25 protein-coding genes and 1 tRNA gene are annotated in these 22,752 nt (G+C 41.2%); 20 read left to right on the forward strand and 6 right to left on the reverse strand.

The window, feature by feature from the left end; genetic code table 11:
• The first annotated feature begins 25 nt into the window (after positions 1-25).
• Together AC6JA8_RS03725 and AC6JA8_RS03730 are read left to right on the forward strand one after the other, a co-directional pair.
• Positions 26-1,336, forward strand: a complete 1,311-nt coding sequence (locus AC6JA8_RS03725; protein WP_102242516.1) for a PhoH family protein — start codon at positions 26-28, stop codon at positions 1,334-1,336.
• A 15-nt stretch (positions 1,337-1,351) separates the two neighbouring features.
• Positions 1,352-1,921 carry a PilZ domain-containing protein gene (locus AC6JA8_RS03730; protein WP_491634143.1) on the forward strand — a complete coding sequence of 190 codons (570 nt, stop codon included), beginning with the start codon at positions 1,352-1,354 and terminating at the stop codon, positions 1,919-1,921.
• A gap of 5 nt (positions 1,922-1,926) precedes the next feature.
• On the opposite strand, the gene AC6JA8_RS03735 is transcribed toward AC6JA8_RS03730, so the two are convergent.
• Positions 1,927-3,387 carry a hypothetical protein gene (locus AC6JA8_RS03735; protein WP_497975814.1) on the reverse strand — a complete coding sequence of 487 codons (1,461 nt, stop codon included), beginning with the start codon at positions 3,385-3,387 and terminating at the stop codon, positions 1,927-1,929.
• Positions 3,388-3,676: 289 nt separating this feature from the next.
• Here AC6JA8_RS03735 and AC6JA8_RS03740 point away from each other — a divergent pair, with 289 nt between their 5' ends.
• The gene (locus AC6JA8_RS03740; RefSeq protein ID WP_497975815.1) at positions 3,677-4,576 is read left to right on the forward strand and encodes a hypothetical protein; all 900 of its coding nucleotides are present in this window, start codon (positions 3,677-3,679) and stop codon (positions 4,574-4,576) included.
• Between the two features lie 53 nt (positions 4,577-4,629).
• Here AC6JA8_RS03740 and AC6JA8_RS03745 read toward each other — a convergent pair whose 3' ends face one another.
• Positions 4,630-4,920 carry a hypothetical protein gene (locus AC6JA8_RS03745; RefSeq protein WP_497975816.1) on the reverse strand — a complete coding sequence of 97 codons (291 nt, stop codon included), beginning with the start codon at positions 4,918-4,920 and terminating at the stop codon, positions 4,630-4,632.
• 138 nt (positions 4,921-5,058) lie between these two features.
• Positions 5,059-5,646, reverse strand: a complete 588-nt coding sequence (locus AC6JA8_RS03750) for a peroxiredoxin (RefSeq protein WP_497975817.1) — start codon at positions 5,644-5,646, stop codon at positions 5,059-5,061.
• Positions 5,647-5,881: 235 nt separating this feature from the next.
• Here AC6JA8_RS03750 and AC6JA8_RS03755 point away from each other — a divergent pair, with 235 nt between their 5' ends.
• The 3 genes from AC6JA8_RS03755 (at position 5,882) to AC6JA8_RS03765 (ending at position 9,580) form a co-directional block, all read left to right on the forward strand.
• A complete protein-coding gene (locus AC6JA8_RS03755; protein ID WP_102242523.1) occupies positions 5,882-6,502 on the forward strand; it encodes an ATP-dependent Clp protease proteolytic subunit in 621 nt (206 codons plus the stop codon).
• 43 nt (positions 6,503-6,545) lie between these two features.
• Positions 6,546-7,859, forward strand: coding sequence for an ATP-dependent Clp protease ATP-binding subunit ClpX (gene clpX, locus AC6JA8_RS03760; RefSeq protein ID WP_102242524.1), 1,314 nt, complete (start codon positions 6,546-6,548; stop codon positions 7,857-7,859).
• A gap of 143 nt (positions 7,860-8,002) precedes the next feature.
• Positions 8,003-9,580 (forward strand): HAMP domain-containing methyl-accepting chemotaxis protein, encoded by a 1,578-nt coding sequence (locus tag AC6JA8_RS03765; RefSeq protein ID WP_497975818.1) that lies wholly within the window; start codon positions 8,003-8,005, stop codon positions 9,578-9,580.
• A gap of 27 nt (positions 9,581-9,607) precedes the next feature.
• Here AC6JA8_RS03765 and AC6JA8_RS03770 read toward each other — a convergent pair whose 3' ends face one another.
• Positions 9,608-10,681 carry a hypothetical protein gene (locus tag AC6JA8_RS03770; protein ID WP_497975819.1) on the reverse strand — a complete coding sequence of 358 codons (1,074 nt, stop codon included), beginning with the start codon at positions 10,679-10,681 and terminating at the stop codon, positions 9,608-9,610.
• Positions 10,682-10,691: 10 nt separating this feature from the next.
• Complete coding sequence (locus AC6JA8_RS03775; protein ID WP_497975820.1) at positions 10,692-11,432, reverse strand: substrate-binding periplasmic protein; 741 nt, start codon at positions 11,430-11,432, stop codon at positions 10,692-10,694.
• Positions 11,433-11,957: 525 nt separating this feature from the next.
• Here AC6JA8_RS03775 and lon point away from each other — a divergent pair.
• Both lon and AC6JA8_RS03785 read left to right on the forward strand, forming a co-directional pair.
• Positions 11,958-14,372: an endopeptidase La gene (gene lon / locus AC6JA8_RS03780; RefSeq protein ID WP_497975821.1), complete on the forward strand. Its 2,415-nt coding sequence runs from the start codon at positions 11,958-11,960 to the stop codon at positions 14,370-14,372.
• 104 nt (positions 14,373-14,476) lie between these two features.
• Positions 14,477-15,994: an HD-GYP domain-containing protein gene (locus AC6JA8_RS03785; RefSeq protein ID WP_497975822.1), complete on the forward strand. Its 1,518-nt coding sequence runs from the start codon at positions 14,477-14,479 to the stop codon at positions 15,992-15,994.
• Positions 15,995-16,020: 26 nt separating this feature from the next.
• Here the strand turns inward: AC6JA8_RS03785 and AC6JA8_RS03790 are convergent, their stop codons facing one another.
• Complete coding sequence (locus AC6JA8_RS03790) at positions 16,021-16,446, reverse strand: hypothetical protein (protein WP_497975823.1); 426 nt, start codon at positions 16,444-16,446, stop codon at positions 16,021-16,023.
• A gap of 226 nt (positions 16,447-16,672) precedes the next feature.
• Here AC6JA8_RS03790 and AC6JA8_RS03795 point away from each other — a divergent pair.
• The 12 genes from AC6JA8_RS03795 (at position 16,673) to AC6JA8_RS03850 (ending at position 22,744) form a co-directional block, all read left to right on the forward strand.
• Positions 16,673-16,748: transfer RNA gene (locus AC6JA8_RS03795), tRNA-Val, on the forward strand.
• A 263-nt stretch (positions 16,749-17,011) separates the two neighbouring features.
• The gene (locus tag AC6JA8_RS03800; RefSeq protein WP_497975824.1) at positions 17,012-17,689 is read left to right on the forward strand and encodes a hypothetical protein; all 678 of its coding nucleotides are present in this window, start codon (positions 17,012-17,014) and stop codon (positions 17,687-17,689) included.
• 48 nt (positions 17,690-17,737) lie between these two features.
• Complete coding sequence (locus AC6JA8_RS03805; protein ID WP_497975825.1) at positions 17,738-18,061, forward strand: helix-turn-helix domain-containing protein; 324 nt, start codon at positions 17,738-17,740, stop codon at positions 18,059-18,061.
• Positions 18,062-18,073: 12 nt separating this feature from the next.
• The gene (locus tag AC6JA8_RS03810; protein WP_497975826.1) at positions 18,074-18,481 is read left to right on the forward strand and encodes an Acb2/Tad1 domain-containing protein; all 408 of its coding nucleotides are present in this window, start codon (positions 18,074-18,076) and stop codon (positions 18,479-18,481) included.
• Positions 18,478-18,816 (forward strand): single-stranded DNA-binding protein, encoded by a 339-nt coding sequence (locus AC6JA8_RS03815; protein ID WP_497975827.1) that lies wholly within the window; start codon positions 18,478-18,480, stop codon positions 18,814-18,816. Before AC6JA8_RS03810 ends, AC6JA8_RS03815 begins: the two co-directional genes overlap by 4 nt.
• Positions 18,817-18,837: 21 nt before the next feature.
• The gene (locus AC6JA8_RS03820; RefSeq protein WP_497975828.1) at positions 18,838-19,257 is read left to right on the forward strand and encodes a hypothetical protein; all 420 of its coding nucleotides are present in this window, start codon (positions 18,838-18,840) and stop codon (positions 19,255-19,257) included.
• Complete coding sequence (locus tag AC6JA8_RS03825; RefSeq protein WP_497975829.1) at positions 19,254-19,706, forward strand: HNH endonuclease signature motif containing protein; 453 nt, start codon at positions 19,254-19,256, stop codon at positions 19,704-19,706. Before AC6JA8_RS03820 ends, AC6JA8_RS03825 begins: the two co-directional genes overlap by 4 nt.
• A complete protein-coding gene (locus AC6JA8_RS03830) occupies positions 19,703-19,942 on the forward strand; it encodes a hypothetical protein (RefSeq protein WP_497975830.1) in 240 nt (79 codons plus the stop codon). The genes AC6JA8_RS03825 and AC6JA8_RS03830 overlap by 4 nt, the downstream gene beginning before the upstream one ends.
• An 81-nt stretch (positions 19,943-20,023) precedes the next feature.
• Positions 20,024-20,173, forward strand: coding sequence for a hypothetical protein (locus tag AC6JA8_RS03835; protein WP_497975831.1), 150 nt, complete (start codon positions 20,024-20,026; stop codon positions 20,171-20,173).
• Positions 20,174-20,356: 183 nt separating this feature from the next.
• Positions 20,357-20,911 (forward strand): helix-turn-helix domain-containing protein, encoded by a 555-nt coding sequence (locus AC6JA8_RS03840; RefSeq protein ID WP_497975832.1) that lies wholly within the window; start codon positions 20,357-20,359, stop codon positions 20,909-20,911.
• Positions 20,911-21,267: a hypothetical protein gene (locus AC6JA8_RS03845; protein WP_497975833.1), complete on the forward strand. Its 357-nt coding sequence runs from the start codon at positions 20,911-20,913 to the stop codon at positions 21,265-21,267. Before AC6JA8_RS03840 ends, AC6JA8_RS03845 begins: the two co-directional genes overlap by 1 nt.
• The gene (locus AC6JA8_RS03850; RefSeq protein ID WP_497975834.1) at positions 21,251-22,744 is read left to right on the forward strand and encodes a terminase; all 1,494 of its coding nucleotides are present in this window, start codon (positions 21,251-21,253) and stop codon (positions 22,742-22,744) included. The genes AC6JA8_RS03845 and AC6JA8_RS03850 overlap by 17 nt, the downstream gene beginning before the upstream one ends.
• The last annotated feature ends 8 nt before the right edge of the window (positions 22,745-22,752 follow it).

Raw genomic sequence — 22,752 nt, forward strand, 5'->3', positions numbered from 1 at the left:
CTGTCTTTAATACACGGAGGTATTGTTGAAAAAGACTTTTGTCCTGGACACTAACATTCTTCTTTTTGACCCAAGCGCTTTTAGAAAATTCGGTAAGAACACAGTCTTTATTCCTCTTATTGTAATCGAAGAGATTGACCGTTTTAAGAAAGACCAAAACGAAAACGGACGAAATGCCAGAAACTTTTCACGCTTCATTGATGACCTAAGAACTCAGGGCTCACTTGCAGAAGGTGTTGTACTTGAAAGCGGCGGAACGCTTATTATCTCTGTTGACCTTTTTGTCGACAACAAGGCCCTTCCGATCGACGTTACATTAAACGACAACCTGATTCTTTCTTCTGCTTTGGCCTTAAAGCAAAAAGGTGATGATGTTTTCCTGGTTACTAAAGATATCAACCTTCGCCTTAAAGCAGACATGCTGGGAATTAAGGCCGAAGATTACGGTCAGGTCGATGTTACACTTGAAGAGCTTTATGCTGGTCAACGTGTTCACGAAATTTCTGGCGAAAGATTAAAAGAGTATGAAGCTAACCGCTTCCTTGCTTTTGATGAAGAAGAGCAGATGGGAGTTTTCCCGAACGAATATTTTATTCTTCAGGAATTCCACAACCCAAGAAGAAGACTTCTGGGAAGATACCACGGTGGTAAAAAAGGAATTGTCCCTCTGATCTCACTAAGAGAAGGGATTTGGGGAATCTACCCAAAAAATATCGAGCAGCAGTTTGCTCTAGATGCTTTATTAAATGATGAAGTGGCACTGGTTTCCCTGGTTGGTAAGGCCGGAACAGGAAAGACTCTTCTAGCTATCGCGGCCGGATTAGAGAAGGCGATCGTTCAAGGAAAATACTCTCGTTTATTAGTTTCTCGTCCAATTCAACCGATGGGACGCGACCTGGGATTCTTACCTGGTGACGTAAACGAAAAACTTGCTCCATGGATGCAGCCGATCTTCGATAACATGGATTTCCTTTTTAACCAAAATAGAAAACAGGCCGGAACTTCTTATGAAGAGCTGATCAACCAAGGGATGTTACACGTTGAACCGTTAACTTATATCCGTGGTCGTTCAATTCCTGGTCAATACCTGATTGTCGATGAAGCGCAAAACCTTTCTCCACACGAAGTCAAAACAATCGTTACGAGAGCAGGGGAAGGCACAAAAATCGTTTTAACAGGGGACCCTCAGCAGATTGACTCGCCCTACTTAGATGAGACTAATAACGGTCTTGCTTATGTAGTAGAGCGTTTAAAAACTGAAGAAATCATCGCTCACACAACTCTAAAAGTTGGTGAGAGATCTCCACTTTCAGAAGTGGCTTCAAAACTTTTATAGGTGATCGAGTAGAAAATGGCCGATCCTAGACTGCAGAGAAAATACTTACGTGCCCCATTAAAGTCGCAAGCTCTTTATGTCGACGATGAGCACGTTTTCAAGGCCCGCATTTTAAACATTTCAGAAGGGGGAGTTCTTTTATCGGAACTCCCTCATATTCCCGAAATCAATTCTCTTCCAATTGCTTTAAATGTTATTCAGTATCCGCGTTTTCACGGGATGCCGCTGGATGAATTAAAGCAGCTTTCGGTCGAAGATTTCCCGCGTGTGATTTTAAAAACTAAAGTGCGCATGGTGAGATCGTTTGAAAACCAGTCTAATGTTGACCGTGTTTTTATCAATTTCATTGGGTGTGAGTTTTATAATCCACCAGCTGATTTTAAGCTGACAATCTTCCAATACGTTGAGACGTTCGCGAAAAATACTGTTTATCTTTTGAGTTTGTTTGAATCGCTTGGAAACAGGACTGAGCAGCTTGAGACATTGAGGACAGTGGCACACTTATTGGGTTATGACCGCCGAATGAAAATTCCTCTTTTAAGAGCGAAAGTCCTCCATGACTATCAGTCTCTCGAAAGTTTATAATACAATTATTTTGTAAGCCCTAATGATTCTACAGTGCGTAGTTCTGAGTAGCTCCATCCAGAAACAATCACTCGTACAGTTGTCGCATTTACGATTCCTGTTACTGTTGCTAATTGTCCGTTAGAAAGATAAACAGCATCCTTTACACAAACATTACGTCCGGCACATCCTGAAGTTCTAGCTAAAGATGAAGAGTCGCGGATTTCAGAGTAAGACCAGCCTTTTTGGAAAACAAAAAGCTTATTGTCTTTTCTGATACCTGTGATTGTCACAGGGTAACCTGTGTTATCAATAACACTTTGCCCGACACAAAATTTTTCATTGTTACAGCCATCTTTTTTTCCAAGGTTGGCCGATGTTCTGCTTTCAGAGTATGACCATCCAGACCTGTAAATCAGGATCTCTTTATTTTTCTTTACTCCTGTGATGACAGCATCATATCCACCTTCCAGGACTCTTTCGCCAACGCAAAAACCATCAACACATCCTTTTACGTACCCAATTGCAGACGTTGTTGTAGTGACTACTTCTCCGCTTGTTTTTCTAACCATAATAGAGCCATCAGCACGGACAGCAACGATTGAGCCAGGGTAGCCGCTAACTAAAACAGAGTCACCGATTTTTAAGTTATCATCAATTCTTGTTTCTGTTGATGTCGATCCCTCTGGGCGTTTGTATGTGTCTTCATTAGAGCGCTCTTCTTTGCGAATCCCAAGCTCCATTCCCACTGTCACTTTTTTCATCTGACGGATAAGAGCGATCGACTCAGCATCACGCATCTTTCTTACCGGGAAAAATTTTAAGTTATTATTGATTTTTACAATCTGAGGAGCAAACGACTTGTTGTTTAAGTCGCGGTAAAGGTCCCACTGTAAAAACTCAAGTGCCGTTCTTTGAATATTGTATTGAGCAGAAGCATCGAAGATTGAGTTATTAAGACTTGTCAGGAAGTTAAAATACTCAACCCCAAAATCCTTAAAAGGAGCCGTTCCTTTTTTGTTAATGATAGTCATATCGATGTCGTAATACTTAATGGCCATCTCAACTGTCTGTCTCAGGATTCTGAATTGGGCATCAATACTACCGATAGCATCCATATCCACTTCTTTACTTAGGATATCGTTAACTGCCAGACCACGATTTAGAATGTATCTCATAAATAGTTCAGAGTTTTTTGAACCACTGTCTTGAACGACTTGCTTAATTGATTGCAGGAGTCTTTCAACCTTTAGAGACATCGGAATGCTGTCTAGATCATTAAGCGCATCAGTTAAAAATAGTTTTGAATCTTTTGCCCATGGAAGAAGCTCTGCAATTTGATCAGGTGAAAGCACTCTTTGTGTCCCTTCATCCAGGATGGCCGGCTTCGTAATAACAGGAAGAGTGATTTCTTCAGCTGCTTTTAGGTTTTGCCCTAGTAGTAGAGCAGTCATCATCATAGGAATTACAAATTTTGTTAGTTTCATAGTTTTCTCCATTTCCTACAAAATAGATTAAAGCTGGATGGACTTCAATCGAGGCATGAGACTGCTGTATTTTTTCTGTCATACAATAGTCAGCACGTGAGTTTATTAATTTCCTTATTATGGATTAGCTAATGGTTAAAATGGGGGGTTTTGTAAAAAACTCCAGGGGTGTAAAAAAACTAGACGAAAATATGCGGGATTATTCTTGAAAGAATATTTAATTGATTTAAATCGGGTTGTAAGTCAAACTAACTAGATAATTTATCAAGAGTTTTATCAAGGAATGATTATGAAAACGACCCTCGTTTTATCTCTACTTTTTTCTGCATCAGTTACCGCGCAGGAGTCTGTAGTGATTCAGCCCCCACCCACACCAGAAAAAAATGAAGCGCCTGCGGCCGTTATTTCTCCGGCCCCCCTTGAAATGGATGTTGCCCTTCCTGCCCAAAGAGAGCCTTTGCCAAAGTCAGCAGTGGAGGTGTCGGTGGCTAAAGTAGATAAAATCTACCATGAGATTAAAGGCTCAAAGTTCTTCCTGGAAATCAATCCTCTGAGAATGACCGGGACTTACGTGGATTTTGAATCTAACCAAAATACAATGCAAAATAACCCGGAGCTGGAGCTTGAGGGAAGTGAATTTAAATTAAAACTTATGCCACTCGACTTTAAATTTGGCTTTGAGAATGAAGGGTGGGGAAGCTTTGCTGAAGTTGAGATTGAAGATGGAGAAGAGAGTTCTGAGCTTGCTGTGTATGCAAAAGTAAACGGACACAAGTTTGGAGGAGGACTGGGGTTGAACGTAACAGACGCTGAGGCGACAGCTAAGAGCAATAACGTTCAGATCGCTAAAGAGGAAATAAGAAGCACTATTATTTATCCTTACTTCTACGCTTCTTTTGAACTAGTCAATGATGACAAGTTAATTATGGAGCAGTCAAATAAGATCGGTGGAAGTTATGAAAAATCAGAGTCGGGAACTGCCAGTGTCGAAGGCTTTGCCTTTGTTTTCCAGCCGTCACTAGATGTCCTTTTTAAGGTTAATCCTAAGCTGTTAATTGGATTTGGCGGAGAGTTTAGCTATAGACGATTCTCTGGAGATATTAAGTCTTCTGGGACAAATATTTTTGGTGGTGTTGGAAATACTTTTGGATTTGAGTTTAACTTAATTAAGACGAGATTTGTGTTTTAGGATAATTGAAATTCTCTTCTCTTAGGCCATCTCAAGAGAAGAGAATTTTCATGCTAGTGAAGCTTGTCTTCGATCTGTTTTTTAAGGTCTTTTACAGAGTCTGCTAAATGCTTTGATTCTTTTTCCAGACGGTTCGTGAATTCATTCATCATCACGCGCGTTTTTGAGAAAAGGTCATCCATTTCTTCGCTTCTCTTCAACTGATCCATCAGGCTGTCTGATTCATTCATAAGATCATTGAAGCTTAAAACTTTAAGGTAATCAGAGAAGTTTCCTTCTCTCTTTTGCGTTTTCCATTGATCTAGACTGACTAGATTCTCACCGTCGATATTCATTTTTCCCATCCCCCAAAGATTTTGAGCGTTTTAAGGCACTAAACACGACTTTTCAAATTTATTGTGAGGGGATGTAATTAATTCAGGTGGAGATAAATAAAAAGCAGAGAAAAAAGGCGGGATTTGGACCCCCGCCCTATGAAAATATTACTTTAGCGTAGCGAAATACTCTTGAGATCCCTTTGGATCTGCCTTCATTGTCTTAGAACCTTTAGTCCAACCAGCAGGGCAAACTTCACCGTGCTTAGCTGTGTATTGGTAAGCTTCAACTGTGCGTAGAACTTCTTCAACGTTACGTCCAACTGACAGGTTGTTTACTGTGCATGTTTGGATAACGTTTTTATCGTCGATAACGAATACTCCACGAAGAGCTACAGCGTCGTCAGCAAGAACGTCGTAATCGCGTGCAATTGTCTTTGTAAGGTCAGATAGAAGAGGGTGGGCCATCTTTCCAAGGCCACCTTTGTTGCGCTCAATTTGAGTCCAAGCAAGGTGTGAGAAAGCAGAGTCTACAGAACAACCGATAACTTCACAGTTTAGTTCTTTGAATCTTGCAAGGTTGTCTTCGAATGCTGTGATTTCTGTAGGGCAAACGAACGTGAAATCTAGCGGGTAGAAGTAAAGAACTTTCCACTTACCTGCAAAGTCTTTGTGAAGAGAAAGTTTTTTGATTTCGCCGTTAGCAACAGCTTCTGCAGTGAAATCCGGAGCAATTTTTCCAACTAATCTAGACATGTGAGCCTCCATAAAAAATAGTTAGGTTGGTGGTAATAAAAAAATATAGGCTAACTTTAAATGGATAAAGCTCAGAGATCAAGGTTAAAAAACCTGACAAAAACCAAAAATAACGCACACTTATGCCTTGTTCTTTTTTGCTTTAAGAGTAAGCTAAATAGTTAAAGATTTAAGGCCTTCGAGCCGATAAAGAGACGAAATGTATTAAACGAATCAACTTCTTATGGAGAGAAAGATGGATCCAAAAGCCTATATCCCTAACCCTATTGTTATTGAACAAACAGCGAGAGGGGAGAGACAGTACGATATTTATTCAAGACTTCTTCTAGATCGTATTGTGTTTTTAGGGACAGAAGTTAACGATACAGTAGCAAACCTACTGATTGCGCAAATGCTTTTCCTAGAGCAGTCTGATGCAGACGCTCCAATTCACTTTTACATTAATAGCCCAGGGGGATCGGTTTACGCTGGTCTTGGGATTTACGATATTATGCAACACATTTCTTGCCCAGTGTACACATACTGTGTGGGGATGGCGGCATCAATGGGATCTCTTCTTTTAACGGCGGGAGCAGCAGGGTTCAGACACTCAATGCCACACTCGCGCATTATGATTCACCAACCATTGGGTGGTGCTCGTGGACAGGCCTCTGATATTCAGATCCAAGCTAACGAGATTCAGGACCTAAAAAAACAACTAAACGGGATCTATGTTCGCCACTCAAGCGCTGGTATGACTATGGAGCGTATTGAAAAAGAAACTGACCGTGATAATTATCTAAACCCACACAAGGCCATTGAGCTTGGGTTAATCGACGTTGTTATTGATAAGAGCGGAAGAAAACTAAAAAAATAGTTAATAAAATATAGGTCAGTGGATTTAGAGAAAGGAAATCAAAATGACAAAAGAAAAAGCGAATTTCGGAAGTGCTCTTCACTGTAACTTCTGTGGAAAGTCACAAAAAGAAGTGAAGAAACTGATTGCTGGTCCTGGATGTTATATCTGTGACGAGTGTATCGAGCTTTGTAACGATATTATCTTTGAAGACTCACAAAAAAATAATGCAAAGGCCGTTGTTGATAATGTGCCTAAGCCTCACGAGATTAAAGCTCACTTGGATAACTATGTTATCGGACAGGATAGAGCGAAAAAAATTATCTCGGTTGCCGTTCACAACCACTACAAGAGAATTGCTCACAAGTCGGGCGACACTCGCAAGGGTGATGTTGTAGAACTAGCTAAATCAAACATTCTTTTAGCGGGTCCAACGGGATCTGGTAAGACGTTAATTGCCCAGTCTCTGGCGAAATTTTTGAACGTTCCATTCGCAATCGCTGATGCAACTTCATTAACGGAAGCAGGGTACGTAGGGGAAGACGTTGAAAACATCATCCTGAACCTTCTTCAAAACTGTGACTTCGATGTTGAGCGCGCTCAACGCGGAATCGTGTATATCGATGAGATCGATAAGATTGCCAGAAAGTCTGAAAACCCATCTATCACTCGCGACGTTTCGGGTGAAGGTGTTCAGCAGGCACTTCTAAAAATCGTAGAAGGGACAATCGCTTCAGTTCCACCAAAAGGTGGACGCAAGCACCCTCAACAAGAATTCATTCAAGTTGATACAAAAAACATTCTTTTCATCTGTGCCGGTGCTTTCGTAGGTCTGGATAAAATCATCGAGAAGAGAATGACAAAAAGACCAATGGGTCTAATGGCAGAAAAACAAGAAGCTGAGCAATCAATGATTGAAAAGCTTGGAGGGATCGAGCCTGAGGATTTAACAAAATTCGGTCTTATCCCTGAGTTCATCGGACGTCTTCCGGTAAACGCTATGCTGACTGAACTTGATGAAGCGGCATTAGTTTCAATTTTAACAGAGCCAAAAAACGCTCTTACAAAACAGTATGCAAAACTTTTTGAATACGAAGGAATCGAACTTGAGTTCGAACCAGATGCTCTTAAAGAAGTTGCTCGCCAGGCGCTTGATAGAAGAACAGGGGCCCGCGGTCTTCGCGCGATCCTTGAGCAGTCTATGCTTGACGTAATGTATGATGTACCGGCAAACGAAAAGGTTTGTAAGGTTATTGTAACAGTTGATTCCGTTTCTGGAAAAGGGTCTCCAAAAGTAGTGGAAGGTCCAAGAAAAGTTCCGGCGCCAGCTACAGGAACAGCGACTGTTGCTACGAAAAAAACGGTAGAGTCGGCTTAATTTTTCTAACACATTTCTAACAAATGAAAGGCCACCTTCGGGTGGCCTTTTTTATTCTGATAAGCATGGTTTTAAATTAAGAATCAATTAAGTTAGATTCTGCTTAATTATTCTCGATAATAGGTTTAACAGCGAGGGAATGCATGTTTAAATCTAGAAGTCTCAATTTCAAATTAAGGGCCTCATTTGGAGCGCTTATTGTTCTTTTACTTTTTGTTGGTGGCGTGAATATTCATTTATTGAATAAAACGACTTCTCAATACGATCACGTGGCCAAGATCAACCTGGAGAACTCGATTATCTTAAAACACCTGGATTCAAGCTCCAGAGAGATTTTAAGACGAATGCTTCAATATACGATTGAAGGGAATACTCCGGAAGATATGGCCCGTATTGATGATTCTATTAAAAAGCACCTCGAAGAATATGAAACATACAGAAAGAAGTATGAAGCTGTTCCTTTTGTGGAAGGGGAAGCGGCCCTTTACGAAGAGGTGAACTCAAATTGGCTTAAGATGCAGCCTTTTTTTAGAGAGATGCCTCAGTATGCCCGCTCTTCAAAAATGGAAGATAAGGTGAAGTTTGGGAATATCTACCGAACTGAACTAAAAGCTTCAAGAGATGGCTTTTTTAAGGCCTTGGACACTCTGACAGAGTTCCAGGTGAATGAGTCTCATAAATGGGCGGATATGGCCGCTAAAACCTCTAATATGGCGGATATGATAACCATGGTAACAGTTGGCCTTGGGTTCATTTTTGGGGCCTTTATCGCGTATTTCATCTCTACTGGACTTACGACTCAATTAAGAGAGCTGACGGTTAGTCTTTCTGAAGGGGCCGATGTCGTGGCCAAAGCTTCAGATAATATCGCTCAATCGAGCGAGGAGCTTTCTTCAAGTGTAAATGAGCAGGCCGCAGCTATTCAAGAGACGACGGCTTCAACGGAAGAGCTTTCGGCGATGGTTAAAAAGAATCAAGAAAACGCTCAGCAATCAAATGCTGTTTCAAAAAAGAGTGCCCAGTCTGCACAGGTCGGGAAGCGCTCGGTTGAGCAGATGATCCAGGCGATTGAAGACATTCATCACTCAAACCAAAAGATGATGACAACAGTCGATAACAACAACGCAAATATCGAAGAGATTATTAAAGTAATCCATGAGATTTCTAATAAAACGAAAGTCATTAACGAGATCGTTTTTCAGACAAAACTCCTTTCTTTTAATGCTTCAGTTGAAGCGGCCAGAGCAGGGGAGCAAGGAAAGGGCTTTGCCGTGGTGGCCGAAGAGGTTGGAAACCTGGCAACGATGAGTGGAAATGCCGCTCAGGAAATTTCAGACATGCTCACAGCAAGCACAGCTAAAGTTGAGAGCATCGTTAATAAAACCAAAGAAGAAGTTGGCGTTCTTATGGTTGAAGGAAAGAGTAAGGTGGAGCGTGGTATTAGTGTGGCCCATGAATGCAATGAAATTCTGGATCAAATTGTTACTCACGTTGGGGATGTCGACGGAATGGTCTCTGATATCACAGTCGCTTCGGAAGAGCAGAGTAAGGGGATCAGTGAGATTTCCCGCGCGATGGGGCAGCTGGATCAGGCCACTCAGATCAATGCAGATTCTTCAAGACAGATGGCCCTTTCTTCGGAAGAGCTCTCTGGACAGGCACGAAAGCTCAATGGGCTGGTGCTTGATTTAAAATACACGATTGAAGGAAGAGTTGCTTAAATAAAAAGGCCCTGAAAAGGGCCTTTTTTATTTTGAAAGTTTGGAAACGATTTCAGTTTCCAGGACCAGCATTTGTTCATCGGCCAGGATCACTATTGAGTCGATGTTTTGCCTGTGCAGCTCATACAGAGGCGAGAGCTCACTGTTAAAAATTTTTTTGGCTTCGACCAGGTCATTTTTATTCAAGGCCTTAAGGAAGGTATTCTTTTGGATGTTAAAAAAGACTGACATATTTCCAGAAACGAAGGTGTCTTTTAATTTTTTGTCATCCAGATTTTTTTTCCAGTAATCAAAACGAGTCACATAGGTCTTTTCCAATTCTTCGCTTTTTCTCTTAAGCCCCTCAAACTCTTTTCCAGGGCCGCCATTTCTTTCGACTTTATAAATCATCTCCAGATCATTGAGGTAGGACTCAATGATAAAGGCAGGTGGAGGAAGGATGTCTGAGATTAAGTCTTTTAAAAGAAGAATTTTTGTATAGGCGTCACTCTTAATCATTTTGTCTTTTTGATTTTTAGATTTGAGTGTTTCTTTTTCCAGTTCTTCAATGTCTTTACGGGCCAGCTGAACGGCATCTTCGACAATTGTCTTATGCATGTTATAGGCACTGCCTAGTTCACCTAGAATAACTTTGGCTTCGCGGACATTGCCTTTTAGAAGCAGGGGAATGAACTTATTTTCAGCGATGGAGTAGAAGTTCTTTGCTTCCTGAGCGGAGTGAACAACAATCAGCTCTTTTAAGCGAGATTCAGGCAAATCCTTTTTCCAGATTTTAATTCTCTCAAAGTAACCTTCGATTTCATCACTGCCACTGATGCCTTCTTTTAGCATCCTAAGCTCTTCGATCATATTTTTGATTTTTCTTAGTTCCAATGGGTCAATCTTTTTGTCCTTCATCGCCATTTCTGTTTCGTTTAAGAGCAGAAGTGTCGTGAGATAGGATTCAATGATAAAGGCCGGCGGAGGCATGATGTCGGCAATGAGATCCTTTGTACGGATGATTTTCTTGTAATAAGCTCCACCAATCAGCAGTTCTTTTTTGGGAGCTGCCAGGGCCTGCGAGCTTAATATTAAAAGGCAAAGAGCAATCAGGGTTTTCACACGGTCTCCATTATCTTATGTAGCTATCGAAAATTCTGCGAAAGCGTTTATTGCGTTTTAGTTGACTGAGACCAGCTTCAAAATCTTTTTTGATTTGTTCGTCCTTGAAGGCCACGGAGAATTTCACTTCTTCTGGGATGATGTCATAGTAGCTGATATCGACTGAAGTGTCATAGGCCGATGAAAGTATTTTTTTATAATAGTTAAAGGTCACCTTGTTGGTGATGCTAACGTCAAAGCGGTTGAGCCAGAACATTTTATTCTGCGATTCGCTGCTAACAGGTTCAGTGTAGTTGAAGGCAAAAGAGCCATCGGCCTTGGGAGTATAAAGCCTGCGGTATTCATCGCCACAGTATTTCCAGGCAAAAGGCCAGGCACCGACGCTATACTTTTGCAGGTCATTGATTCTCTCCAGGCGGACTTCTTTGCTGAGTTTGGCCACAGCGTAGTACTTCATTTGCAAGTAATCTGTAGAGTAGAAAAGATTGGGCCTTTGTTCTAAAACGCCTACGGCAATATCGAAGGGCATTTTATTGTTGGCCATCTCCAGGCGTTTGGCCGGGAGAGTAGAGAATTCTATAGTATGTCCTGATTGCAGAAGGGCTTCTTTGACGACGTCAACTTCAATGCCTTTGACTTCACCGTTTTCTGAAAAAACATAAGGGGGGTGGTTTTCTCCAAAAGCTACTTTTAGCGTTTTTGCCGAGAGGGCAGAGGAGAAGAGAAGAAGAACGGATAATACCAGGTTCATTTCAGATTCCACATGGATTGCAATCACAAGAGGCCAATTGCCAAATAAAAACTTAACTGAAGAGATAATAGTTTTACTGGCGATGAGAGGTCAAAAATATTCGCTCACTAAAAAGAGATTTAATATTGCCTTTAGGTTCTTTATTCAGGTCGAGCTGGTGATTTTTTCACACTACAAACGAAGAAAAATCTAAAAAATAATCCGAAAGATTCACTCGGATATAGGTGCATTTTTGCACCTATCCTGCTGAATTTTTTTCAACTTACACTTCCTTACAAAGTGCCCCTACGAATGTTTCTTGGAAATACTTAGAGTTAGGTCTTGGTGACACGAAATACCCTATAAAATTTTTCCCCCATAGTGGGAGTTTGTTTAAGAAAAAAAGCAATTTATACCATTTCTTTTATTTTGCAAAAGAATCGAATTTCATGTCATGATTTTATTAGACCCTTCCAAGTCCTCTACGGAAATCAAGAAGTGATACCTAGGGATTGGGGAGAAGTAACAAATAGTGCAGGAGGTACTATGTCGCAAGGTTGGTCAGAGTCTAAAAAGTTCCCGTTATTACCGCTAAGGGACATGATTATTTTCCCACACATGGTAGTACCTCTCTTCGTCGGAAGAGAAAAATCAATCTCTGCTCTTGAAGAAGCACAAAGAAACAACAATGAAATCTTTCTTGTTACACAGAAAGACGCTAGTGTTTTAAACCCAGACCGCGAAGATATTTACGACGTGGGTGTGGTGGTAAACATTATCCAAATGCTTCGTCTTCCAGACAATACAGTAAAAGTATTGATCGAAGGGAAGTACCGTGCACGCATCAAAAAATTTGAATCAGGTAGCGAAGGCTACTTTGCTGAAGTCGAGAAATGCGTATCAGAAACAAAAGACCCAGTTACTCTTGAAGCTACCATCAGAAGCATCAAAGGAATCTTTGAACAGTATGTGAAGCTTAATAAGAGAATTCCGCCTGAACTTCTGATGAGCATTTCTTCGATTACGGACCCTTCTCGTTTAGCTGATATCATGGTTGCTCACTTAACTATGAAGATCGCTGAGAAGCAAGAAATCCTTGAAGCTGTTGAAGTAGGAAGAAGACTAGAGCTTCTACTTGAAAAGATGCAAGGTGAAATCGAAATCATCAACGTTGAAAGACGTATCAGAACTCGTGTTAAAACTCAGATGGAGAAGTCTCAAAAAGAGTACTACCTGAACGAGCAAATGAACGCGATTCAAAAAGAGCTTGGCCAGAAAGACGACGGTAAGACTGATATCCAGGAAATGGAAGAGAAGCTTGCTGCTAAGAAAATGCCAGAAGAAGCTCGTGAGAAAACGGCTAAAGAACTTAAGAAGCTTAAGTCAATGTCCCCAATGTCAGCTGAATCAGCTGTTGTGAGAAACTATGTAGACTGGATGCTTTCACTTCCATGGGATGAGTACACTACAGATAACAACTCTGTTGCGAGAGCAAAAGAGATCTTAGATGACCACCACTACGGAATGAAAGATGTAAAAGAAAGAATTGTAGAGTACCTAGCGGTTCGTTCACTTCTTAAAGAAGAAGGTAAAGGAACAATCCTATGTCTTTCAGGTCCTCCGGGAGTTGGTAAGACGTCAATCGCGAAGTCATTAGCGGAGTCTTTAGGACGTAGTTTCCAAAGAATCGCTCTTGGTGGTGTTCGTGATGAATCTGAAATCCGTGGACACAGAAGAACATACGTAGGAGCTATGCCAGGTAAGATCATGATGGCCATGAAAAAGGCCGGAACATCAAACCCTCTGATCCTATTAGATGAGATCGATAAAATGTCATCTGATATGCGTGGCGATCCTTCAGCTGCAATGCTTGAAGTACTAGACCCTGAACAAAACAAGAATTTCGCTGACCACTATATCGAAGTTGAATACGATCTATCGAAAGTTATGTTCGTTATGACAGCTAACGATCTAGGGAAGATTCCTGGTCCATTAAGAGACCGTATGGAAATCATCCACCTTTCTGGTTACACTCCACAAGAGAAACTGGAAATCGGGAAGCGCTACCTTCTGAAAAAAGCTGTTAAAGCTAACGGGTTAACAGAGCACGAAGTTCAAATTGGCGATTCATGTATGATCGACATTGTACGTGGATGGTCAAAAGAAGCAGGTGTTCGTGAGTTCGAAAGACTAGTTAACACTGTTGTAAGAAAAATCGCTACTGAAGTTGTTACTAAAGAAGTACCGGCAGGGAAGAAATTCAATGTCACTTCGAAACAACTTTCTAAATATCTTGGGCCGAGAAGATTCGATAACACAGATATTGAAGCAGGAGCACAAGTTGGACTGGTAAACGGTCTGGCATGGACTTCGGTTGGTGGTGAGCTACTTCACATTGAAGTTGTGACAGTAGAAGGAAATGGAAAAATCCAGATTACAGGTAAACTTGGTGAAGTAATGCAAGAGTCGGCGAAAGCAGCTCTGTCTTACGTAAGAGCAATCTCACCAAAACTTGGAATCAGTGCTGAGTGGTATACAAAGAACGACATCCATATCCACGTACCAGAAGGAGCGACTCCAAAAGACGGTCCATCTGCGGGTGTAACAATGGTAACGGCACTGACATCAGCGATCACAGGAATTGCAGTTCACCAGAACGTAGCAATGACTGGAGAGGTGACAATCAGAGGACGCGTTCTTCCAATCGGTGGATTAAAAGAAAAACTTCTTGCTGCTAAACATGCAGGTGTGAAGACGGTTATTATCCCAGCTAGAAACGTAAAAGATCTTGCTGAGGTACCTGAAGAAATCCAGGCAGGCCTTGACATCCATCCATGTGAGCACGTAGATCAAGTTCTAAAAGTAGCCCTTGATCTTACGAATCCAGAAAAATTCCTTCAGGCCGTTACACCAAGTCTTACTGTGGTGGAAGGGGCAAGAGGAATGGAAGTTGCCAACTAATAAAGCCATCTAAAAATTATTTAATTGAAAGTAATTTTCAATAGAAAGGGCCCCGTAAGGGGCTTTTTTTATTCCAAAAGTCCGCTCCATGCTACTATAAATGCATGACCCAGATACTCGTTCTTACTGAAGACCAAAAAGTTAATAGTGTAATTCAAAACGGCCTGTTCGAAAAATATGGCACCGAAGTTCTCGTGCGCAATGGGGTGAGTGAAGCCATCTCCATGCTCGATATTCTTCCGGCGATTGAAATGATTGTTTGCCGCGATAAACTCGCACCAAGAATTTTTGATTACCTGATCAAGAATAAAGAAAATTTTGAAAGTGAAGTAAAGGTCGTAGTTCTTGGAGAACTAGAAAGCAAGTATCCACACGTTTCTTTTATTCCCAATAAAGCGAACTTTCAGAAAGTCATTGCTCACTTAGGGTTTGTGATGGGAAAAGAAAATTCCCCTCAGAGCTTTGAAGAGGAGCCCCAGGCACCACCACCTGCGGCGCCAACACCGATGCCTGCACCTGTAGAAGCGAAAGAAGAAATTCCAGATAACGGCGAAGAAGATAACAGCGATAAAACGACCGTCTTTAGATCTCCTTTCCTGGAAAAAAAACCACCCACAGTTAGAAAAACCGGCGATCCAACAGGCTCTCCTGTTTACATTGGTATCAGTATGAAATACTTCCTCGCTCTCCCAGAGACGAAGATGGATTTCAATTTATACTCGCGTGTAAAAAAAGGGGAAGGGTTTGAATACAACGTTAAGATTGCTGGCGGAACAAAAGTCACCCGCGCAGATATTGACCGCCTGCTGGTTCGTGGGGGAAGAGAGCTTTATGTTGCTCAGGAAGACTATAAAGCGGCCAATGAAATTTTAAGTGGATTCTTCCTCGATCGTTTTAAGCGCGTTTCAAACATTCAAGAAAGAATGCAGTTAAACTCTGACAGCTATGAAATCCTGTTGGATGTTTTTAAAAACGGCACGCTTGATAAATACAATGTAGAAATCATCAAAGAAGTTTTAAAGTCTATGGACTTTCTTTTGAAGTCTCCTAATCCGTTGGACGCTTTTTTAGTTGGATTAAAAAATACGAAACTCTCTTATGGATACGCTCATAGCTATATGGGATGCATGCTGCTTTTTGCAGTCATGGGAAAATTCTCATGGAGCCAGGATCAGACCAGAAATAAGATTCTTTACCTGGCCCTCTTTCATGACCTTGCTTTAAACAGTGACCGTTTGATTAAGGCCCACCATTCACCAGCAGAAAGAGCAAAACTTTCTGAAGACGACCTGGCCGTTGTTAATGGGCACGCCGATGCTGCAGCTGCAATACTGGAAACGATTATCAAATCTTCCAAAGAAGTTCCTTCTATTGTACGAGAACACCATGGAATGAGAAATGGGCGTGGTTTTCCAGAATCATTGAGTCTGGGGATTTCACCATTAACGATGTCTTATATTGTCATTGAAGATTTCGTTACACGCTTTATGGAAAAGGCGGAAAAAGAAGAAATCACAAAAGAGATGATGGTCGCAATTTCGGAAGAATTAAAAAACAAGTATGTGAAGCTGACGTATGCCGATGTGGCCGAAGAGTTACAAAAGTTCTTAAAAGACCGGTGATTTCTCACCGGCCTGTTAATCATGAATTAAAGAGAAACTGTACAAGATGCGTATGTGCTTGCATCGTTTCCTCTGTGGTCCAGAAGAATTTGAGAAATAAAGAATTCTACCTGGTTCTTGTCATTTCCTCTTACGTTAAGGATTTTTGATCCACCTTGAAGGTAACGAGGGAAGCTAAGTTTTTGAGAAGCAGAGATTTCACCAGTAACAGCGTCAACATTGTAGTTAGCGTATGAGTTTAAAAGCGAGAAGTAGTCGCTCTTGTTGTTTTTATCTTGGATTGCGATTGTAACAGCGTCAGTTGAGATTGTTACGTTAACTGTACATTTCTCAGCGCCATTTTTCCCAGCGTAAGTTCCAGAAGGGATAAGGTTAGAAACTGCTTCAGTTGCAGTGTTTGCGAAAGCAGAAGCTGAAAGAACAAGTGTCATAGCAAGGACGAAAGATTTCATAATAACTCCTCATTTGATGGGCCAGTGGATTGACCCCTTGGTAACTTTGGAGCTGTGATTTACCGCAGAAAAAAGGGGGTGGCAACCTCTGTATCCATCTTGTAAAAACAACATGGTTGATAAGGGAGTGGCCCAAAAAGCTCTAAAAATTAACAGATTTTCACTTTTTTGAATTGACAGAAGAAAGTGGTTTGACTATCTTCTTATCCACTCGACGAATTCAAATGGGCGTTTAGCTCAGCTGGGAGAGCGCTACCCTTACAAGGTAGATGTCGGGGGTTCGAACCCCTCAACGCCCACCATTTTAATTTCGCAAATCCATACATTTACACCTCTTTCTTTCGACTAGCTTGAGGTGCGGAAAAGGTGCGGAACTCGTAAGAGCTTCGCCCCTTCTTTCATTCAGAGTTCACTCAAATTCATCTTCTTTGCCTTTGTTGGTTTTTAACAACGGAGGAATCATCATGCATTTTTCACAATCATTTTCTTAATCCATTTTGATCACGCAAAACAACAGGGCTCTTGGCGGAGCCTTCGAACAACTATCTCAAACAGGAAGAGAGAATTGAGGAAGAGATTTACCGATGCAGACAAGTGGGACCACAAGTGGTTCCGAGTTTTAAAACCCAAAATGAAGTGCGCCCTTCAGTATGTCTTCGACTGCTGCGATCCGGCAGGTGTATGGGTCGCTGACTTTGATTCGATGTCGTTTCATGTGGGCGAAGAAGTAACGGAGGAAGAGTTTTGCCAGGCCTTTAAAGAAAAGATTATCAAGTTTGATTCGGATAAGTTTTATGTGCAGGATTTTATCGTTTTCCAGTATGGAGACAAAGAAGGCCTGGTGTCTGAAGCAAATGCAGTTGTCATAACAGCCTTAGCAATTCTTAAAAAAAATCAGCTCGAATTTAAAGGAAGTTTTGCGCCCCCTAAGGGGGGGGCTGGAGCCCCTCCCAAGGGGGTTAAAGAAAAAGAAGAAGAAAAAAGAAAAGAAGAGGGAGAAGAGATACCAGAAAGAGTCTACAGCGTCGCAGAAATTTCTAACGCTAGAAATACAGCTGCAAAGATCGTCAGTCAGATTTTTTCAAGAGGCCGAGAAGAACCATGGGTTCCAGGGACAAAGCTTGAAATAGAGGCGATTAAAGGCTTTGGCGGGGTAATTCAGATACTAGATTCGAAGAAAACTCAGAAGGCCCTCATTGACGAGATGAAGAGGGCGATACTTCCTTGCATGGATACCGGATAACAGCAGCGCTTTCTTAAAAAATTAATTCTGCAAACACGGAGGTTTGAAGTGAATGAGATTTTAAAAGGGCAGATGCCGCTATTTGAAGAATTAAAAATGGATAACCCGGAAGGGAAAAAAGTCCAGGAAAAGGTGAATGTACTTCAGGAGATGCTTCTGGAATTGATGGATGAAAGAAAGGTCACTCTTTCTCAAATCCAAAAAGAAACGGGAATACCTTGGGGGACTTTAATGGATTGGCACAATGGAGATACCAACGTGCAAAAACTGGACAAGAATATTTTAAAGCTAGCCCAGTTCTTTAACGTCCACATTCACTACTTGGTTTATGGAATAGGTACAGACGAACCCGCCTTTGAAGGCAATAACTAATAGGAGAGTTTAATGGCTTTAGAAACAATGAAAGGTGTCAAAGAAATTAATGGTCAAAAAATTGTTATCATGGATGACCTTAGAGAAGAATTTCCTGAAAAATTTACTGAAACGGGAGCAATGGACCACAAGTGGTTTGAAGAAACCATCAGGCCAAATAGCTTTATCTACGTACGTCACGACAAGAACTCACTTTCATTCACGCTTCAAAACGGTCCGATTAAAGAAGTGGGAGAGAATGGTTGCCAAGTAGAGGATGTGATTGCTGTAGCCAAGCATATCGTAGAGCAACTTAACAGTAAGTTCCCTTGTCGTGAAAACGCCATGACGATCACAAAGCTAGATGAAGCAATTATGTGGTCTAAAAAAAGAACAGCAGACAGACAATCTCGTCAAGTCGAAGGGAAGAGTCAGGTATGAACAAAGTAATTATTTTAGGCAGACTCGGGGGAAACCCCGAGCTTTCATATACACCTACAGGGGCTGCGTGCTGCACGTTCTCGGTTGCAACTTCAGAAAGAGGTAAAGACCAGGATAAAACAGAATGGCACAGGATTGTTGTTTGGGGAAAGCTAGCAGAGCTTTGTAGTCAGTATCTGAAAAAGGGAAGCCTAGTGTTTACTGAAGGAGGCCTTCAAACCCGCAAATGGGAAGATAAGGATGGCTCTACCAGGTACACAACTGAGATTATCGCGAAGGAAGTGAAGTTCCTGGATAAGTTTCCAGGGCATGAAAGTGGTCAGGCCCAGGATTAAAAAAGAGCAGGAGGAGAGTTTATGTCAAAGGAATTTTGTTTTATTTGTAAGGGAGATAATATCATAATTGCGAGGGATATGGTTGGAACTAGAAAGTGCGGCACTTGTGGCAATCATTGGGTGCCATCAGAATGGAGACCGAGCACGGATACCGACATCGCTTTTGCAACAATGAACACTCAAGATGAGATGCTGGAGGTTTCGCAAAAAATTGCACAGGCCCAGCAGGACTCAATCTTAGAGCAGCTTTCTTTTTTCGTAGAGAGAGGCTTAATCACATTGGAACTTGGACAATTGGTTATGACAAGGTCTACAGATCTTTCTTTGAAGGTATCTCAGAGAGTTCATTTAAAACTGAACAATCATGAGTATGTTGAAAAACTTGAAAGAGAAAATAAAGAATATAAAGAAATCATAGACAGACTAAAAGCGGCGATATGAAACAGGAGGATATAAAAAGAGCTTATGGGTTATATCAATGCGGGATGAGTTTGGCCCAGGTAGCACCACGATTTAATGTTAATAGAAAAATGCTCCATTATTACTTCACCAGAGAGGGGTTGAAATGTAGAGGTCACAAATTTCAATCTAAGGTGATTATTTATAATGGTGAAAAATACACTTATTCTAAAAAGAACGAGTGGAGAAAATCTAAAGGCGATCGTAAGCTTCTTCATCGGCAAATGTGGGAAGATACTTATGGGCCTTTAAATGAAAATGAAGAGATAAGCTTTAAAGATGGGAATAAGGATAATGTCGTCCTTGACAACCTGGTTAAATCTACAATCTCAGAAAATTGTCGCAGGCGCGGATTCATTAATAATCAATTTACAAAAAAGCGAGAAGAGGAAGAATATTGGGCGAGAAGAAATGGAGGGGGGGGATCATGACAAGTTGGCAAAAGTATAGAGCGATTCAGACAGGTGAGCTTCAAAACTACTGCACAGATATTGAGGATAAGCTTGAAGTAGCACTTAAGGCACTAGGCGAGGTGTCCCAGGGGTATGGAACTGGCAAGGATTCGAATCATGTGTGGAACATTCAAAGGTTGGCATCAAATGCCATTGTGAAAATTGGACAAATGAAGCAAAGAGACAAGCCCTTTATTTGGTGGTCTGAAAAATGAGATAATCTTGTGCATTTCTTTATACTATTCTCCTCAAGGATTTAAGGATTTCTATCGAAATCTATCTAAAAGGAGGGAGTTATGGGGATGCCAGATATGAAATGGAAGCAATTTAGTGAACCGGAAGATCTAGTTGGGTTTATTAATGCAAACAAAAAGAAGATTAATATTCATACAATCTTAAACGCAACTTTAGATGGAAGAATTATTTTCACTTTAATTTATATCTAATTAAAAAAGCCGCATTTCCTTCCATGGTTTTGCGGCTCTAAATATCTTCAGATCTGTTGTTGTAATTAAATAATTTCAAATTAAATTCAGAAAAGCAATGGGCGGGCAGGTTAAATAAGAGACCTAGTTCGCCTGAGCGTAGTCAGATAATTATAAATCGCGTCCTCTTGTTACTATGTACTCATGAGAGATTACATACAACTAAGAATGTTTTTCCAATCCCAAAAAGAAAGTCTGACAATCAGAGAGCTCCGCAAACTCATGAAAGAGACTCGAGAGGTTTTAAATCTCCAGGTCTTTAAAAAAGAGATTGAAGATTGTGAAGATTTAATTGAAGACATTAAAGAACAAATCCATAAGATCATCGCTAAAAAAAAAGTAGAGCGTGAGTTCCGGCTTGAAAGAGAGGCGGCAGCCTTAAGAAGACTAGAAGGCAAAACAATCAGACAAATCGAAACCGAGGAACAGAGTGGAAACCTGAAGGTTTTAATAGGCGAAGTTTACTTTGAGTTTGGTGATCTCGCCGAGAGAGTTGAGAAAGTTTTATATAAAAATACTTTAACTCACTTCAATGGTAACAGGCAAAGGACTGCCGAGGCTTTAGGGGTCTCAATTAGAACAGTTAGAAACAAGATTAATTCATGGATGAGAACTGATGAAGACTGGATCCAGCTTGCTCGTCTAACAACGCTTGAATTCCGCAACGCTAAAGTAGCACAAAATAGCATGAGGTTTTAATGGCCTTCAAGGAAGGTGACTCAAAGCCTGAGAAATCTGGTAGGAAAAAGGGGACTCCGAATAAGAGGACCTTTGATGCTATTGCCTTGGCCCAGGAGCACGACTGTGATCCTCTTGCTGTCCTTTTAATGATAGCTAATGGTGATTGGAAGGGCATGGGGTTTAAGTCTGAGTTTAAACCAGCTACTAAATACAACAAAGAAAAGCGACCTCATATAACACTCGAGATGAGGCTTAAGGCAGCGGGTGAAGCCGTTCAATATCTTTATCCAAAGAGAAAGCCAGTAGATAAAAATGGCGATGACAACGACGTTCTTTCTGATCTTTTACAGGTGATTAATGGTTCACGCATTTAACATCCTAAACTTCGAGAAGACAATCGGAGACAAGTGGTGGCGATTAAATAATCTTTATAAGATTAAGGACAAGTTTGGGAAGATGGTTCAGTTCATATTGAATTCTGCTCAGACCTCTTTCTATTATGGCCGTCATAACCTGGACATTATTCTGAAGGCAAGACAACTTGGCTTCACGACGTTCTTCTGTATCGACTACCTGGATGATTGCTTATTTATGAGCAATATGTCTGCGGGGATTATTGCCCACAACCTGGAGGACGCGAAGTCCTTCTTTGAAGATAAGATTAAATTCGCTTATGACAATCTTCCGGATGCGATTAAAAAACTTAGGCCGGCCAATACTGAAAAGAAAGGTGAACTTAGATTTAATAATGGATCCAAGATCAGGGTGAGCTCTTCCTTCAGGTCTGGAACCCTTCAGAGACTTCTTATATCTGAGTTCGGGAAGATCTGTGCCAAGCATCCTCATAAAGCTAAAGAGATTGTAACCGGTGCACTAAACGCAGTGGCCGTTGGTAACAGGGTTGCCATTGAGTCTACTGCTGAAGGTAAAGCGGGATACTTCTATCAGTATTGCGAGACTGCCAAACAAAAGAAAGCGCGTGGGGAAGTCCTGGGCCAAATGGATTACAAGCTTCACTTCTTTCCCTGGTATGAGGATCCGGCCTACAAGATCGATGCGACAGGTGTTGTGTTTACACAGCAGAACCTGGATTACTTTGCCAAGCTTGAATCAGATTACGGAATTATTCTGACCCCTGAGCAGCGGGCCTGGTATTCAAAGAAAGAAGAATCACAAGGTGAAGACATGAAGAAAGAATTTCCATCATATCCGGATGAGGCATTTGAGCAGGCGATTGAAGGTGCGTATTACGCCAAGCAATTTGCACTTGCGGATAAAGAACGTCGAATTACACACGTTCCACATGAGCCTTTATTGAAAGTTCACACAGCGTGGGACTTGGGGATGAACGATTCAAATGGGATTTGGTTCTTCCAGGAAGAGAGTTCCGGCATTCGTCGCTATATTGATTACTATGAAAATTCAGGCGAACCACTGTCTCATTATGTAAAGGTGATGGCAGATAAAAAAGAATACGTTTATGGAAAAACTATCCTTCCACATGATGCTCGAGTTAGATCACTTAATGATGGGAAGACTAGAGTTGAGATCCTGGAAGGCTTGGGTCTTAAGGATATTGAGATTGTGGATACTCCGGATCTCAATGATGCGATTGAATCAGTTAGAAACTTCTTTAAAAAGTGTTGGTTCGATCAGACGAAGTGCGCTCTAGGAATCAATCACCTTCGAATGTATCGTAAAGCATGGGATGACAAGGCCGGATGCTGGAAAGATCATCCGGTGCATGGACCAGAATCTCACGGAGCCGATGCCTTCAGAATGAGTGTAGGTGTTTCATGTAAAGAGATTGTGATCCCACAACAAACAACTGCTCGTAACAAATATCGATAGGAGTTCAA

This window comes from Bacteriovorax sp. HI3 (assembly GCF_059738875.1).